Origin of the sequence: Streptomyces sp. NPDC096046, assembly GCF_040303285.1 — a bacterium.
In the GTDB taxonomy this organism is placed as follows: domain Bacteria; phylum Actinomycetota; class Actinomycetes; order Streptomycetales; family Streptomycetaceae; genus Streptomyces.
Genome location: NZ_JBEOSZ010000019.1, coordinates 1 through 15,727, shown reverse-complemented (window position 1 = coordinate 15,727; position 15,727 = coordinate 1). Strand labels below are relative to the sequence as shown.

12 protein-coding genes are annotated in these 15,727 nt (G+C 73.1%); 9 read left to right on the top strand and 3 right to left on the bottom strand.

Annotation, left to right across the window (positions count from 1 at the left end; translation table 11 throughout):
• Nucleotides 1-281: 281 nt before the first annotated feature.
• Nucleotides 282-839, top strand: coding sequence for an NADPH-dependent FMN reductase (locus ABTX62_RS18380; protein ID WP_352117216.1), 558 nt, complete (start codon nt 282-284; stop codon nt 837-839).
• A gap of 108 nt (nt 840-947) precedes the next feature.
• On the opposite strand, the gene ABTX62_RS18375 is transcribed toward ABTX62_RS18380, so the two are convergent.
• Together ABTX62_RS18375 and ABTX62_RS18370 are read right to left on the bottom strand one after the other, a co-directional pair.
• Complete coding sequence (locus ABTX62_RS18375) at nt 948-1,364, bottom strand: gamma-glutamylcyclotransferase family protein (protein WP_352117137.1); 417 nt, start codon at nt 1,362-1,364, stop codon at nt 948-950.
• Between the two features lie 208 nt (nt 1,365-1,572).
• Nucleotides 1,573-3,696, bottom strand: coding sequence for a molybdopterin oxidoreductase family protein (locus ABTX62_RS18370; protein WP_352117136.1), 2,124 nt, complete (start codon nt 3,694-3,696; stop codon nt 1,573-1,575).
• Between the two features lie 393 nt (nt 3,697-4,089).
• Between ABTX62_RS18370 and ABTX62_RS18365 the strand changes: the two genes are divergently transcribed.
• Genes ABTX62_RS18365 through ABTX62_RS18355 form a run of 3 tightly spaced genes read left to right on the top strand, consistent with a single transcriptional unit; the run spans nt 4,090 to nt 7,644 of the window.
• Complete coding sequence (locus ABTX62_RS18365) at nt 4,090-5,610, top strand: amino acid adenylation domain-containing protein (protein ID WP_352117135.1); 1,521 nt, start codon at nt 4,090-4,092, stop codon at nt 5,608-5,610.
• Entirely contained in the window at nt 5,607-6,863 is a 1,257-nt protein-coding gene (locus ABTX62_RS18360) for an FNR domain-containing protein (protein WP_352117134.1), read from the top strand. The genes ABTX62_RS18365 and ABTX62_RS18360 overlap by 4 nt, the downstream gene beginning before the upstream one ends.
• Before the next feature lie 13 nt (nt 6,864-6,876).
• Nucleotides 6,877-7,644: an enoyl-CoA hydratase-related protein gene (locus ABTX62_RS18355; protein WP_352117133.1), complete on the top strand. Its 768-nt coding sequence runs from the start codon at nt 6,877-6,879 to the stop codon at nt 7,642-7,644.
• 11 nt (nt 7,645-7,655) lie between these two features.
• On the opposite strand, the gene ABTX62_RS18350 is transcribed toward ABTX62_RS18355, so the two are convergent.
• Nucleotides 7,656-8,354, bottom strand: a complete 699-nt coding sequence (locus tag ABTX62_RS18350; RefSeq protein ID WP_352117132.1) for a SanA/YdcF family protein — start codon at nt 8,352-8,354, stop codon at nt 7,656-7,658.
• Between the two features lie 214 nt (nt 8,355-8,568).
• On the opposite strand from ABTX62_RS18350, the gene ABTX62_RS18345 reads away from it, so the two are divergent.
• From ABTX62_RS18345 to ABTX62_RS18325, 5 genes are all read left to right on the top strand, one after another.
• Nucleotides 8,569-9,339, top strand: a complete 771-nt coding sequence (locus tag ABTX62_RS18345) for a sirohydrochlorin chelatase (RefSeq protein WP_352117131.1) — start codon at nt 8,569-8,571, stop codon at nt 9,337-9,339.
• A gap of 132 nt (nt 9,340-9,471) precedes the next feature.
• Nucleotides 9,472-10,755, top strand: a complete 1,284-nt coding sequence (locus ABTX62_RS18340) for a deoxyguanosinetriphosphate triphosphohydrolase (protein ID WP_352117130.1) — start codon at nt 9,472-9,474, stop codon at nt 10,753-10,755.
• A 159-nt stretch (nt 10,756-10,914) separates the two neighbouring features.
• Nucleotides 10,915-12,180, top strand: coding sequence for an NAD(P)/FAD-dependent oxidoreductase (locus tag ABTX62_RS18335; protein WP_352117129.1), 1,266 nt, complete (start codon nt 10,915-10,917; stop codon nt 12,178-12,180).
• A gap of 128 nt (nt 12,181-12,308) precedes the next feature.
• Nucleotides 12,309-14,228, top strand: a complete 1,920-nt coding sequence (gene dnaG / locus ABTX62_RS18330; RefSeq protein ID WP_352117128.1) for a DNA primase — start codon at nt 12,309-12,311, stop codon at nt 14,226-14,228.
• An 86-nt stretch (nt 14,229-14,314) separates the two neighbouring features.
• Entirely contained in the window at nt 14,315-15,613 is a 1,299-nt protein-coding gene (locus ABTX62_RS18325) for an RNA polymerase sigma factor (RefSeq protein ID WP_352117127.1), read from the top strand.
• Nucleotides 15,614-15,727 lie beyond the last annotated feature (114 nt).

Sequence of the window (15,727 nt, the reverse complement as noted above, 5' to 3'; positions counted from 1 at the left end):
CGGCGCTTGACCTCAAGAATGGTTGAGGTACGAGGCTGTGCCGCATGAACACAACCGCTACCGACTCGACCGCCCAGCAGACCACGACCGACTCGACCGACTCGGCGGCCCAGCAGAGCGCGACGGACTCGAGCGACTCGGCGGCCCAGCAGAGCGCGACGGACTCGAGCGACTCGGCGGCCCAGCAGAGCGCGACGGACTCGAGCGACTCGGCCGCCCAGCAGACCACGACGGACTCGAGCGACTCAGCCGCCCAGCAGACCACGACCGGCCCGCTCCGGCTGGCCCTCGTCGTGGGCAGCAACCGGCACGGCCGCTTCGGCCCCGTCGTCGCCGACTGGCTCCTCGGTCGCATCCGGGGCCGGGACGACCTGGTCGCCGAGGTCGTGGACGTCGCCGAGACCGCGCTGCCGATGTCCCTCGAACCGACCCCGGAGGCGACCGCCGCGCTGTCCGGCATCACCCCGAAACTGGCCCGCGCGGACGCCTTCGTGATCCTCACCCCCGAGTACAACCACTCCTTCCCGGCAGGCTTGAAGAACCTCGTCGACTGGCACTTCACCGAGTGGCAGGCCAAGCCTGTCGCCCTCGTCTCCTACGGCGGACTGTCCGGCGGTCTGCGTGCCGCCGAGCACCTCCGGCAGGTCTTCGCCGAGCTCCACGCCGTGACCGTCCGCGACACCGTCTCCTTCCACAACGCCGGCACCGCCTTCGACGACCGGGGCGTCTTGCGCGACCCGTCCGGCCCGAACGCGGCGGCGAAGACCATGCTGGACCAACTGGCTTGGTGGGGGAGGGCGTTGCGGGAGGCCCGGCACAGGCGGCCGTACGGCGGCTGAGCCCGCCTCGGGCATGCCGACCGCCTGCTCGCGCCTCCCTCACACCCGAACGCGCGCGCCTCCCCACCCGCGCGCTTCCACACCCGCGCGCTTCCCAAGGCGCGCACCTCACACCCGCGTCCGCCAGTCCCCGCTCGCGATCGTCCGCCCACGGGCCCGCAGCCGCGTGGCGACGGCGGGCGCGGCCACGTACACCCAGGCCCGGACGGCCACTCCGTCGGCCTCCCGTACGGCCTTCCGCTCGACGCGCACGTACAGACTGCGCGGATCACCCGGCACGTACTCCTCCAGCCGGTCCAGCTCGGCGAGCAGCCCCTCGTACGCCTCCGGCAGGGCGGTGACCAGCTCCCCGCCGACCGGGCCGCCGCCCGGTTCCTCGACCGCGTACGGATAGCCCGGCCCCTGGTAGAGCACCGCGTCCGCGAGCCGGGCCGGTTCCTCGGAGCGGGTGCGGCCGCGCAGCAGGAGGTCGTGATTGACCTCCCCCGGACGGAGGGTGCCGTAGACGAAGAAGGGCAGGGTCACAGGAACGATTCTGCACCCTCGCGCCCCCGCCCCCCTGCACGGCGGGTCAAGGACCTGCCATGTCCCGGGCCGGGTGTCCGCCCGGGAGACGAAGGCCCGGGACGTCGCCGTCGACGAGGACGGCACCCGGTGGCGGCGGCCTGGGAGGCGGTCGCGGTGAGCCGACCCCTGCCGGCCCCTGCCGACGTCTGCCGACCTCTGCCGACTCCTACCTCTCGACGGCCTCCAGCCGCACCGCGCACGCCTTGAACTCCGGCATCCGGGACGTCGGGTCGAGTGCGGGGTTGGTGAGGGTGTTGGCGCGGCCCTCACCCGGCCAGTGGAAGGGCATGAAGACGGTGTCGGGCCGGATGGCGTTCGTGATCCTGGCGGGCGCCACGGCCCGGCCCCGCCGCGACACGACGGCGACCGGATCCCCCTCGGCCGCCCCCAGTCGCGCCGCCAGCCTCGGGTGCAGCTCCACGAACGGCCCCGGCGCGGCGGCGTTCAGCTCCGCCACGCGCCGGGTCTGCGCCCCGGACTGGTACTGCGCCACGACCCGCCCGGTGGTGAGCAGGACGGGGTACTCGTCGTCCGGTTCCTCGGCGATCGGCCGGTGCGAGACGGGCACGAACCGCGCCCGGCCGTCCGGGGTGGCGAAGCGGTCGAGGAAGAGGCGGGGTGTGCCGGGGTGCGCGGTGGGTGTGTCCCGGGCGGGGTCGTCGCCCGCGTCGACCGGCTCCGCGGCGGCCGGGCACGGCCAGAACACCCCGTCCTCCTCCACCAGCCTGCGGTACGTGATCCCCGAGTAGTCGGCCGCCCCGCCCGCCGACGCCCGGCGCAGTTCCTCGAAGACCTCCTCCGGGTCCGTCGGGAAGCCCTTCTCCACACCCAGGCGGGCGGCCAGTTCGTGGAGCACCTCCAGGTCGCTGCGGACGCCGTCGGGCGGGGTGATCGCCCGTCGCCGCAACAGGACCCTGCCCTCCAGGTTGGTCGTCGTGCCCGTCTCCTCGGCCCACTGGGTGACCGGCAGGACCACGTCCGCGAGCGCCGCCGTCTCCGACAGCACCACGTCGCAGACCGCCAGGAAGTCCAGCGACCTGATGCGCTCCTCGATGTGCGCGGCCCGCGGCGCCGACACCACCGGGTTGGACGCCATCAGCAGCAGCGACCGGATGTCGCCGCCCAGCGCGTCCAGCAGTTCGTACGCGCTGCGCCCCGGCCCGGGGAGGCTGTCCGGGTCGACCCCCCACACCTCGGCGACATGCGCCCGCGCGGCCGGGTCGTCGAGCTTGCGGTAGCCCGGCAACTGGTCGGCCTTCTGCCCGTGTTCGCGCCCGCCCTGCCCGTTGCCCTGCCCGGTCAGGCAGCCGTACCCGGACAGCGGGCGGCCCGCCCGGCCGGTCGCCAGGCACAGGTTGATCCACGCGCCCACCGTGTCCGTGCCCTTGGACTGCTGCTCGGGCCCCCGGGCGGTGAGCACCATCGCCGACTCCGGATCGCAGAACAGCCGTACGGTCTGGCGGAGTTGGGGAACGGACACCCCTGTGATCCGCTCCACGTACTCCGGCCAGTGCGCCATCGCCGCCGCCCGCGCGTCCTCCCAGCCGGCCGTGCGCTCGCGTACGTACTCCTCGTCCACCCGCCCCTCGGCGATCACCAGGTGCAACAGACCCAGGGCGAGGGCCAGGTCCGTGCCCGGCCGGGGCGCCAGGTGCAGGTCCGCCTGCTCGGCGGTCTTGGTGCGGCGCGGGTCGATCACGATGAGCGTCCCGCCGTTCTCCTTCAGCTCGGTGAAGAACCGCAGCGACGGCGGCATGGTCTCCGCGAGGTTCGACCCGACGAGGATCACGCAGCCGGACTTCGGGATGTCCTCCAGCGGGAAGGGCAGCCCCCGGTCGAGGCCGAACGCCTTGATGCCGGCGGCCGCCGCCGACGACATGCAGAAACGCCCGTTGTAGTCGATCTGGGACGTGCCGAGCACGACCCGCGCGAACTTGCCGAGCGTGTACGCCTTCTCGTTCGTCAGCCCGCCCCCGCCGAACACCCCGACCGCGTCCGGTCCGTGCTCCGCGCGGGTGCGGCCGATCTCCGCGGCGATCCGGTGCAGCGCCCGGTCCCAGGAGGCGGGCACCAGCGTGCCGCCCTCGTCGCGGACCAGCGGAGAGGTCAGCCGGACGTTCCGGGCGAGCACCGCCGGAGCCGTACGGCCCTTGCCGCACAGCGCGCCCCGGTTCACCGGGAAGTCCGCACGCTCGCTCACCTCGACGGTTCCGTCCGGCGCGGGCGTCAGGTTCATCCCGCACTGCAGTGCGCAGTACGGGCAGTGCGTGGGCGTCGGGGTGCTCTGCATGCCGTTCAGCGTGCGTCGGCCGTGTTACGCCCGGGACGGTTCCCTGTTACGCGGCCGGGACGGCAACCTCCCCGCCACCGCCCCGGCCGCGTGAGGCGCGAGCCCGCCGCCTGGTGAAGGACAGACCCGCCCTCCTTCAGGTCGTCGCCGACCGGCACGGACGTTGCCTCTGGGGCCGGAAACGCCACATGTGGCTCATTGCGTTTCTTTCTTGGCCGGTCCGACCTAGTTGAGGGTTGAAGCAGCCGCACTACGCTCTCGCTACGCGCAGCGCTCGCACGACTCCGCACCGCTTTCGACACCCGGGCATGCCCGCCGCTCACGGCTGCATCCGCCCGCGGCACCGCCGCGGGCGGCCATCCGACCCCGAAACAGCCAGGAGGCCACCCGACCATGCCTCTGCGCCACTTGACCCCCCACGACCAGCGGCTCTTCCGGCACTACGGCCGGGGCCCCACCGTCCCCGTCCCCGACCCGCTCCTGCACCACGCCGTCGCCCGGCACGCCGCGGTCCGCCCGCACGCCGTGGCCGCCGAGCACCAGGGCGCCCGGGTCACCTACGGCGAGCTCGACCGGTACGCCGGCGCCCTCGCCGCCCGGCTGGTCCACGAGGGCGTCCGCCCCGGCGACCACGTCGGCCTGTTCGTCCGCCGCTCGATCCCGATGCTGGTCGGCCTGCTCGGCATCCTCAAGGCCGGCGCCGCCTACGTCCCGCAGGACATCGGCCTCGCGCCCCCGGCCCAGCTCACCCACGTCATCCGCACCGCCCGCACCCGGGTCGTCCTCACGCTCGCCGAGCACGCCCCCCGCGTGCCGCTGCCCGACGGTCATCTGCTGCTCCCGCTCGACGAGCCGCTGCCGTACGCCCCGGCCCCGCGCGTCCGCGTCACCGGCGACGACGGCTGCTACGTGCTGTTCACCTCCGGCACCACCGGCCGCCCCAACGGGGTGAAGGTCACCCACCGCAACGTCGCCAACCTCCTGCTCACCGCCCCGGGCGGTCTCGGCGTCCGGCCCGGCGACCGCGTCGCCCAGCTCCTCAACATCGCCTTCGACATGGCCGCCTGGGAGATCCTCGGCTGCCTCGCCCAGGGCGGCACGCTCGTCATCCGCGGCAGAGACCTCGCCGCGGCGGCCCGCACGGCGGACGTGCTCGTCGCGACCCCGACCGTGCTGTCCGGCCTCGACCCGGCCGCCTGCCCACGGGTGCGCACGGTCGCCGTCGCGGGGGAGCCCTGCCCGCGTCCGCTGGCCGACCGGTGGGCCCGGCAGGCCGCCTTCTTCAACGGCTGCGGCCCGACGGAGACGACGATCGTCAACACGATGAGCCGCCACGACCCGTCCGCCCCCCTGCTCACCATCGGGCGACCCACCCCCAACAACACGGTCTACGTCCTCGACGCCGACCGCCGCCCCCTGCCGATCGGCGAGGTGGGCGAGATGTGGGCCGGCGGCGACTGCGTCTCCGCCGGCTACCTCGGCGACGACGCCCTCAACGCCGAGCGCTACGCCCCCGACCCGTTCCTCGGCGGCGGCCGCCGCATGTTCCGCACCCGCGACCTCGGCCGCTGGACCCCCGGCGGCGAACTGGAGCACCTCGGCCGCACCGACGACCAGGTCAAGGTGCGCGGCTTCCGCGTCGAGCTCGACTCCGTCTCCACGGTCCTGGAGTCGGCAGCCGGCTGCACCCGGGCCGTCACCCTGAAACGCGACGCCCGCACCCTGGTCTCCTTCGTCTGCCCGGCGGACGTCGACCCGGACGCGGCCCGCCGCGCGGTCGCGGAGGCCCTGCCCTACTACTGCGTCCCCGAGCGGGTGCTGCCGCTGGCCTTCCTCCCCGAGACCGACCGCGGCAAGATCGACAAACAGGCGCTGCTGCACCTGATCGAGGAGCGCGTGGCGGTGGCACGATGACCACGTCCCCGCCCCGGCCCCACCCGGCCACCGACGCGCTCCCGCCGCTCCTGCCCGCTCCCCGCCGCCTGCTCAAGCACCCCCGCCTGATGCACTACCACCGCCTGGCGGCCCTGGTCCTGCTCGTCAACGGAGCCTTCGCGGCGACCGCCCGGCCGCTCGACGCGCCCACCCTCGGACACGCGGCCCTCGCCAACCTCGCCCTCGCCGTCGTCGTACGCCAGCAGTACGTCATCAACCTGCTGTTCCGGCTGGCGACTTCGGCGCCGACGAGCTGGCCGCTGCGGGTCCGCTGGACGCTGGGCAAGGTGTACCACTTCGGCGGACTGCACGTCGGCGGGGCGCTGGCGGGCACGGCCTGGTTCCTGGCGCTGACGATCACGACGCCGAACGGCCCGCTCATGGCCGTCGGCTGGACGCTGATCGCCCTGCTCGCGCTCGTCATCGCCACCGCCCTGCCGCCCTTCCGCTCCCGCCACCACGACCACTTCGAGAAGATCCACCGCTTCGGCGGCTGGACGGCCCTGGGCCTGTTCTGGGCGCACACACTGCTGTCGTCGCCGGGCCCCTGGGAGGTCGGCGTGCTCGCCGTGATCACCTTCAGCGTGGCCCTGCCCTGGCTGCGGCTGCGCAAGGTGGACGTCCACCTCGAACGCCCCTCCTCCCACGTGGTGCTGGCCCGCTTCGACCACGGCGAGACCCCCTTCGCCGGGTCCTCCACCGCGATCAGCCGCAGCCCGCTGAGGGAATGGCACTCCTTCGCCAACGTCCCCACCCCCGGCGAGCCCGGCTTCCGGCTCACGGTCTCCCGGGCGGGCGACTGGACCGGCTCGTTCATCGACGACCTGCCCGAGCGGGTGTGGGTCAAGGGCATCACCACGGCCGGCGTCGCCAACATCGAGGTCCTCTTCACGAAGGTGGTCTACGTCGCCACCGGCAGCGGCATCGGCCCCTGCCTGCCCCATCTGCTCGCCGCGCAGGTGCCCTCCCGGCTGGTCTGGGCGACCCGCGACCCGCGCGCGACCTACGGCGACGCCCTGGTCGACGAGATCCTCGCCGTCCAGCCGGACGCCCTGATCTGGGACACCTCCCGGCACGGCAAACCCGACATGGTGCGCCTCGCCCACGAGGCCCACCGGGACTTCGGCGCCGAAGCGGTCATCTGCATCTCCAACAAGAAGCTGACCTGGCAGGTCGTCCACGGCCTGGAACGTCGGGGCATCCCGGCGTACGGCGCGATCTGGGACTCGTAGAAGGGATAGGCCGATGAACAACCTGAAGCTGGAGCGCGACGGCCGGGTGGTGACCGTACGTCTGCACCGCCCGCACGTACGCAACGCGCTCAACTCCGAGCTGCTGTCCGAACTCCTCGACCTCGCACGCCCGTTGGACGCGGACCCCGAAGTCGGCTGTTTCGTCGTCACCGGCTCGGACACCGTCTTCGCGGCGGGCGCCGACATCAAGGAGATGGCCGGAAAGTCGGCCGTCGACATGGCGGCCGAGGACTACTTCGCCGCCTGGGAGGAGTTCGCGGACCTCCGCACCCCGAAGATCGCCGCCGTCAACGGTCATGCACTGGGCGGCGGTTGCGAGCTGGCGATGATGTGCGATCTGATCGTCGCGGGGGAGTCGGCCGTCTTCGGGCAGCCCGAGATCAAACTGGGCGTGATCCCCGGGATCGGCGGCACCCAGCGGCTGACCCGGCTCGTCGGCCGGGCGAAGGCGATGGACCTGGTCCTCACCGGCCGCACCATGGACGCGCGGGAGGCTGGACGCTGCGGTCTCGTCTCCCGCGTGGTCCCGGACGACCGGGTCCTGCCCGAGGCACTCGAAGCGGCGGCGACGATCGCCTCCTACGGCGGCGCGGCGGTCAGGGCGGCCCGAGAATGTGTCGACCGGGCCCTCGAAACCGGCCTGCGCGACGGTGTCCGCTTCGAACGCCGCGTCTTCCACGCCCTGTTCGCCACCGACGACCAGAAGGAGGGAATGACGGCGTTCCTGGACAAACGCCCCCCGCGCTTCCACGGACGCTGACGCCGGCCCGGTCAACGGAGAGGGTCTTGGGCTGTCGCCAAGGCCCTCTCCACCCCCGGCTCCCGGGGACCGAGGAACCGGGGATCCGGCCGGAACACCGCGTCCAGAGCGGCCTTCCCGGCGGCGAGGACCTCCCGGGCGCCCCCGTAATACCAGGTCGCGTCGTGCACGGCGTCCACCCCGACCCCGTACGAGGTGACCCCCGCCGCCTCGCACAGCGCCACCGCACGCCGGATGTGGAAGCCCTGGCTGATCAGCACCGCCTCGTCCACTCCGAAAATCTTCTTCGCGCGCACGCAGGAGTCCCAGGTGTCGAACCCCGCGTAGTCGCTGACGATCCGCCCGTCGGGCACCCCGTGCCGCGTCAGGTACCCGCGCATCGCGTCCGGCTCGTCATAGTCCGCACGGCTGTTGTCCCCGGTGACGAGCACCACCTCGACCCGCCCCTCCCGGTACAGCCTCGCCGCCGCGTCCAGCCGGTGCGCGAGATACGGCGAGGGCTCCCCGTCCCACAGCCCGGCACCGAACACCACGGCCACATCGGTGCGCGGCACATCCGCCGCCGTACGCAGCCGGTCACCCGCCGCGGTGTACATCCACGTCGCCGGAAGCAGCGCGAGCACGCACCCGGCCATCACGGCCTGCACCAGCCTCCGCTGCCCCCGCCGGGAACGCGGCAGCCGCGGTCCGCGGAACGTCATATGACGCATCGGACGGTCCCTCCCCAGGTCGGCCCCTCGACAGTCAGGGACGCCCGCACGGGCCGCCCGGTTCATCCGCACCCGCGTGACCAGGTTCACTCGATTCACGGAAACCGCAGGTGAAACCACCTCACACACCCCCCGCCCCACATCGTGAACCGCCGGAAAACACCCGTGACGCCCACGCAACGGGAAGGCAACGTGGCGCCGCGACCATCGGTGCATGCCCCGTCAGCTCGGCCTCGTCCCGCCGCCCGCCACGCGCCGCCCGGCCCCGCCCGCCCTCGTGGTCGTGGCCCACGGCAGCCGCGACCCCCGCGCGCTGAGCACCGTGAGCGCGCTACTCGACCGCGTCCGGGCCCTGCGCCCCGACGTGCCGGTGCACCTGGGCCACATCGAACTCAACGCCCCTCTGCTCCCCGACACGCTTGCCGCCCTCGGCGACAGGGAGGCGGTCCTCGTCCCCCTCCTCCTCAGCCGCGGCTACCACGTCAAGCAGGACATCCCCGAGATGGCCGCGGCCTCCCCGGCCCGCACCCGCCTGGCAGCGCCCCTGGGCCCCCACACCCTGCTGGTCGACGCGCTCCAGGCCCGTCTGACGGAGGCCGGCTGGGGCAGGACGCCCCGCCGCACCAGCGCGGTGGTCCTCGCCGCGGCGGGCTCCCGCGACCCGCACGCGAGGACGGACACCGCCCGCACGGCCCACCTCCTGGCGGCCCGCCTCGGCGTCCCCGTCATCCCGGCCTACGCCTCGGCGGCCACCCCGACCGTCGAAACGGCCGTCCGCACCCTCCTCGCCCGGGGCCGCCGCCACATCGCCCTGGCGTCCTACTTCACGGCCCCCGGCCGCTTCGCCACGGAGTGCGCCCAGAAGGCCCCGTGGCTGGCCGCGGCCCCCCTCGGCACGCACCCGGCGATGGCCGAACTCCTCCTCCACCGCTACGACGAGGCTCTGACGGCCGCGACCGCTGCACCCGCATTGGCCTCGGCGTAGAACGCGGGGCGGCGCACGTCCCCAGGGGCGCGGGGGACCGCGCGACCAGCCACGGCCGGCCCGCACCCGCCACACCACCGGACCAGGCGAACACTCAGGCGTGCGGCACACCCATGCCCGTACTGTCGACACATGGCAGGCACCGCGACCAACCCCATGGCCTACGACCCGACGTCAGTCGACCGCTGGGCCCCGGAACCCGACAAACGCCCCGGCCGCACGGCCTTTCAGCGCGACCGGGCCAGGGTCCTGCACAGCGCCGCCCTGAGAAGACTGGCCGGCAAGACCCAAGTGGTGACGCCCGGCACCCTGGGCCCCGCCTGGGACGCCAGCCCCCGCACCCGCCTCACCCACTCCCTCGAATGCGCCCAGGTCGGCCGTGAGCTGGGCGCGGCCCTCGGCTGCGACCCCGACCTCGTGGAAGCCGCCTGCCTCTCGCACGACCTGGGCCACCCGCCCTTCGGCCACAACGGCGAACAGGCCCTCAACGAGTTCGCGGCCGACTGCGGCGGCTTCGAGGGCAACGCCCAGTCACTCCGACTCCTCACCCGCATCGAGCCCAAACGGTTCACCCCGGAGGGCTCCGTCGGCCTCAACCTCACCCGCGCCACCCTCGACGCCGCCACCAAGTACCCCTGGCCCCGCGGCGCCCACCCCACCGACCCGGCCTCGAACAAGTTCGGCGTCTACGAGGACGACCGCCCGGTCTTCGACTGGCTCCGCAAGGACGCCCCCGGCACCCGCACCTGCTTCGAGGCGCAGGTCATGGACTGGTCCGACGACGTGGCCTACTCGGTGCACGACGTGGAGGACGGCCTGCACGCCGGCCACGTCGACCCGAACTGCCTGCACGCCGACCCCGAACGCCGCGACGTCTTCCAGGTCGCCCGTGGCCGGTACGTCCCCGCCGACACCGAACCCGCGGAACTCGCCGAGGCCCTGGACCGGCTCCTCGCCCAGGAGTGGTGGCCGCACGGCTACGACGGCACCGCCGCCGCCCAGGCCCGCCTCAAGGACGCCACCAGCCAGCTCATCGGCCGCTTCTGCCTCGCCGCCGAGACCGCGACCCGCTCCGCGTACGGCGCCGGACGGCTCACCCGGTACGCCGCCGAGCTGGTCGTCCCGCGCGAGACCCGCATGGAGTGCGCCGTCCTCAAGGCCGTCGCCGACCTCTACGTCATGCAGCGCGCCGAGCAGGAGCGGCTGCGCGCCGACCAGCGGATCATCGTCGCCGAACTGGCCGAGGCGCTCACCGTCCGCGCCCCGGACGGCCTGGACCCGCAGTTCCGCTCCCTGTTCGGCCGGGCGGCCGACGACAGGGCGCGCAAGCGGGTGATCGTCGACCAGATCGCCTCCCTCACCGACCCCTCCGCCCGTTCGCTGCACGCCCGTCTGACCGGTCGGGGACGAGACTGACGCGACGAGTGGGACGCGCGCACCCCCGAATGTGACCCTGCGTGGCCTGATCGGGTCACTCCCTCTTCCCGCATCACGCTGTGTGCGGGACGCTCGCAAGTGGCGACACCCGCTGTGTTCTCCGGGGAGACACCCCCGGACCCCCGTAGGAGGCATCACGTGGTCGACGCGGATCAGACATTCGTCATCGTCGGAGGCGGACTGGCGGGCGCCAAGGCGGCCGAGACGCTCCGCGCGGAGGGCTTCACCGGCCGCGTGATATTGATCTGCGACGAACGCGACCACCCCTACGAGCGCCCGCCCCTGTCCAAGGGCTACCTCCTCGGCAAGGAGGAACGCGACAGCGTCTTCGTGCACGAGCCCGCCTGGTACGCGGCCCACGACATCGAGCTGCATCTCGGCCAGACCGTCGACGCGATCGACCGGACGGCGAAGACGGTCCGCTTCGGCGAGGACGGCACCGTCGTCCGCTACGACAAGCTGCTCCTGGCCACCGGCGCCGAACCCCGCCGCCTCGACGTCCCGGGCACGGACCTGGCGGGCGTGCACCACCTGCGCCGCCTCGCCCACGCCGAGCGCCTCAAGCACGTCCTGACCAACCTCGGCCGGGACAACGGCCACCTCGTCATCGCCGGCGCCGGCTGGATCGGCCTGGAGGTCGCGGCGGCGGCCCGCGAGTACGGCGCGGAGGTCACGGTCGTCGAACACGGGCCGACCCCGCTGCACGGCGTGCTGGGCCCGGAACTCGGCCAGCTCTTCGCCGAGCTGCACCGTGAGCACGGCGTGCGGTTCCACTTCGGCAGGCGGCTGACGGAGATCGTCGGCCAGGACGGCATGGTCCTCGCGGCCCGCACCGACGACGGCGAGGAGCACCCGGCGCACGACGTGCTGGCCGCGATCGGCGCCGCCCCGCGGGTCGCTCTCGCGGAGGCGGCCGGGCTGGAGATCGCCGACCGGGCGCGGGGCGGTGGCGTGGTGGTCGACGAGCGGCTGCGCACCGCCGACCCCGACATCTACGCGGCCGGCGACGTGGCCTCCTTCCACCACGCCCTCTTCGGGGCCGGGCTGCGGGTGGAGCACTGGGCCAACGCGCTCAACGGCGGCCCGGCCGCCGCCCGCGCCATGCTGGACCAGGACGTGACGTACGACCGGGTGCCCTACTTCTTCTCCGACCAGTACGACCTGGGCATGGAGTACTCAGGCTGGGCGCCCGCGGGCAGCTACGACCAGGTGGTGATCCGCGGGGACGCCGGCAAGCGCCGGTTCATCGCGTTCTGGGTGAGGGAAGGCCGGGTGCTGGCCGGGATGAACGTGAACGTGTGGGACGTCACAGACAAGATCCAGCGCCTGATCCGTTCGGCATCCCGGGTCGACACCGAGGCGCTCGCCGATCCGCACGTGCCGCTGGACGGCCTCGCCCCGTAACCGTCGGGAGTGCCGGTGCGCGCCCCCGCGCCGCGTTTCCCGGGGGCGCCCCCGGACCCGAGGCCGCGAGCCCTCTCGCAGAGCCATCTCGCCCCAGGAGTGTCAGTCCGGCCCCGTAGAATCACCGCGTGGCAGGACGGATCAACGACGAGGACGTGAAGGCGGTACGGGACGCGGTCCCGATCGACGCCGTGGTGTCCGAGTACCTCCAGCTGCGCAACGCGGGCGGCGGCAACCTGAAGGGTCTGTGCCCGTTCCACGACGAGAAGTCGCCCTCCTTCCAGGTCAGCCCGAGCAAGGGGTTCTTCCACTGCTTCGGCTGCCAGGAGGGCGGCGACACCATCACGTTCGTGATGAAGATCGACCACCTCACCTTCTCGGAGGCGGTCGAGCGCCTGGCCGGCCAGGCGGGCATCACCCTGCGCTACGAGGAGGGTGGCTACAACCCCTCCCACCAGCGCGGCGAGCGGATCCGCCTGGTCGAGGCGCACAAGATCGCCGCCGACTGGTACATGGAACAGCTCGCGACCGGTCCGGAGGCCGACACCGGCCGCCAGTTCCTCGCCGAGCGCGGCTTCGACCAGGCCGCCGCCCAGCACTTCTCCGTCGGCTACAGCCCCCAGGGCTGGGACCACCTCACCCGCTACCTGCGCGGCAAGGGCTTCACCGACAAGGAGCTGATCCTCTCCGGCCTCTCCCAGGAGGGCCGCCGCGGTCCCATCGACCGCTTCCGGGGCCGCCTGATGTGGCCCATCCGCGACATCGGCGGCGACGTCGTCGGGTTCGGCGCCCGCAAGCTCTACGAGGCGGACAACGGCCCCAAGTACCTCAACACGCCCGACACGGCGATCTACCGGAAGTCCCAGGTCCTCTACGGCATCGACCTGGCGAAGAAGGACATCGCCAAGGCGTCCCGCGCGGTCGTCGTCGAGGGCTACACGGACGTCATGGCCTGCCACCTCGCCGGCGTCACGACGGCCATCGCCACCTGTGGCACGGCGTTCGGCGGCGACCACATCAAGATCCTCCGCCGCCTCCTCATGGACAACGGCTCGGCCCGCGTCATCTTCACCTTCGACGGCGACGCCGCCGGCCAGAAGGCGGCCCTGCGCGCCTTCGAGGACGACCAGAAGTTCGCCGCCGAGACGTACATCGCCATCGCCCCGGACGGCATGGACCCCTGCGACCTGCGCCTCGCCAAGGGTGACGAGGCCGTCGCCGACCTCGTCGAACCCCGCACCCCGCTCTTCGAGTTCGCCCTGCGCCAGATCGTCGGCCGTTACGATCTCGACACCCCGGCGGGCCGCGCGGCCGCGCTGGACGAGGCCGCCCCGATCGTCGCCCGCATCAAGAACAGCGGCGCCCAGCACGAGGTCGCCGTCCAGCTCGCCGGCATGCTCGGCATCCTCGACACCCAGTTCGTGGTCAAGCGCGTCGCCCAGCTGGCTCGCTGGGCCCGCGACCGCGGCGGCAAGGGCCCGGCCCCGGAGCGGCCCCACCAGGAGCAGCGGTACGCCGGCCCGTCCCAGCCGGCCCGCTCGCGCGGCCCGGCCCTGAACCTGCGCAACCCGGTCTTCGCCACCGAGCGGGAACTCCTCAAACTCGCCCTCCAGCGCCCCGAGTTGGTCTCCCCGGCCTTCGACGCGTACGGCGTGGACGAGTTCACCGCCCCGCCCTACGCCGCTGTCCGCCAGGCCATCCAGGACGCGGGCGGCGCCGAACTGGGCGTCGCCGACCCCCAGGACTACCTGGTCAAGGTCCGCGAGGCCGCCCCGGACGACACGGTCCGCGCGATGGTGACCGAGCTGGCCGTCGAGGCGATCATGCTGCACAAGGGCGTGAAGGGAGTCGACGAGGTGTACGCGGGCGCCCAGTTGGTGACCGTCCGCCGCCGGGCCGTCGAGCGCCGCATCCGCGACATCACGGGCCGGCTCACCCGCCTCGGCGCCCACGGCGACCCGGCCCAGCTCGCCGCCGTACAGAACGAACTCTGGGTCCTCCAGCAGTACGACCAAACCCTCCGGGAACACGGCGCCGCCGCGCTCTGAGGTCACCGCGCGGTCACGGACCGGAAGCAAAAAGTCATCGCACGCCCCTCGTGGCGGTGATGTGTCTTACCCCACACTGGGTTCCGGTGCCTGAGTCCTCGGAGCGCGGCCTGCCCGTCACCGACGGGTCGAAGACCCCCGCGGTTCCGCTCATCGCGTACGGGACGGAAAGCGGCGAGGCCGTCGACTCCGCCCCCGAAGTACCGCTGCCGTCCTCCTTGGCAGCGATCATCCTGGAGGTCGCCCCCGTGCAGACCCAGACCCTCACCCAGACCGACGTCGGTGCCGCCCCCGGCGCCGACGGCACCGCCCCGGACACGGATCCCGACGTCCTGTCCGCGGTTCCGGGGCAGAGCCGCGCCGCGCACCACCCCGAGTCGGAACCGGAGCCGCAGGAGCCGCCCGCCGAGGCCGTCGAGACGGCAGAGCCCTCCGAAGCCGTCGAACCCCCGCCGGTGCGCACGGAGACCGGCGGCCCCTCCTCGGACCTGTTCCGCCAGTACCTGCGGGAGATCGGCCGCATCCCCCTGCTCACCGCCGCCGAGGAGGTCGAACTCGCCCGCCGCGTCGAGGCCGGCCTGTTCGCGGAGGAGAAGCTGCGGCTCACCCCGGACCTGGACAGTCAGCTCGCCCTCGACCTGGACCGGCTCGTCGTGATGGGCCGCATGGCCAAGCGCCGTCTGATCGAGGCGAACCTGCGGCTCGTCGTCTCCGTCGCCAAGCGCTACATCGGCCGCGGCCTGACCATGCTCGACCTCGTCCAGGAGGGCAACCTCGGCCTGATCCGGGCCGTGGAGAAGTTCGACTACGCCCGCGGCTACAAGTTCTCCACGTACGCGACCTGGTGGATCCGGCAGGCCATGTCCCGCGCCCTGGCCGACCAGGCCCGCACGATACGGGTCCCCGTCCACGTCGTGGAGCTCATCAACCGGGTCGTCCGCGTCCAGCGCCGCATGCTCCAGGAGCGGGGCTACGAGCCGACGCCCGAGGAGGTCGCCGCCCACCTGGACCTGGCGCCGGAGCGGGTCGGCGAAGTCCTGCGCCTGGCCCAGGAACCGGTGTCGCTGCACGCGCCCGTCGGCGAGGAGGACGACGTCGCGCTCGGCGACCTCATCGAGGACGGCGATGCCGCGAGCCCTGTCGAGTCGGCCGCGTTCCTTCTGCTCAGGGAGCACCTGGAAGCGGTCCTGTCGACCCTGGGGGAGCGGGAGCGCAAGGTCGTCCAGCTCCGCTACGGCCTCGCCGACGGCCGCCCGCGCACCCTGGAGGAGATCGGCCGCATCTTCGGCGTGACCCGCGAGCGGATACGGCAGATCGAGTCCAAGACCCTCAACAAGCTGCGGGACCACGCCTTCGCGGACCAACTGAGGGGCTATCTGGAGTGAAGGGCGTCAGCCGCACGTAGCTAGTGCCGCAGCAGGCAACGTTCGCCCCGTCGCGACGCCCGGCACGCACTCTCGCCGCACCGGGCGCAAGCCCAAGTACACCCAGTACGAGGG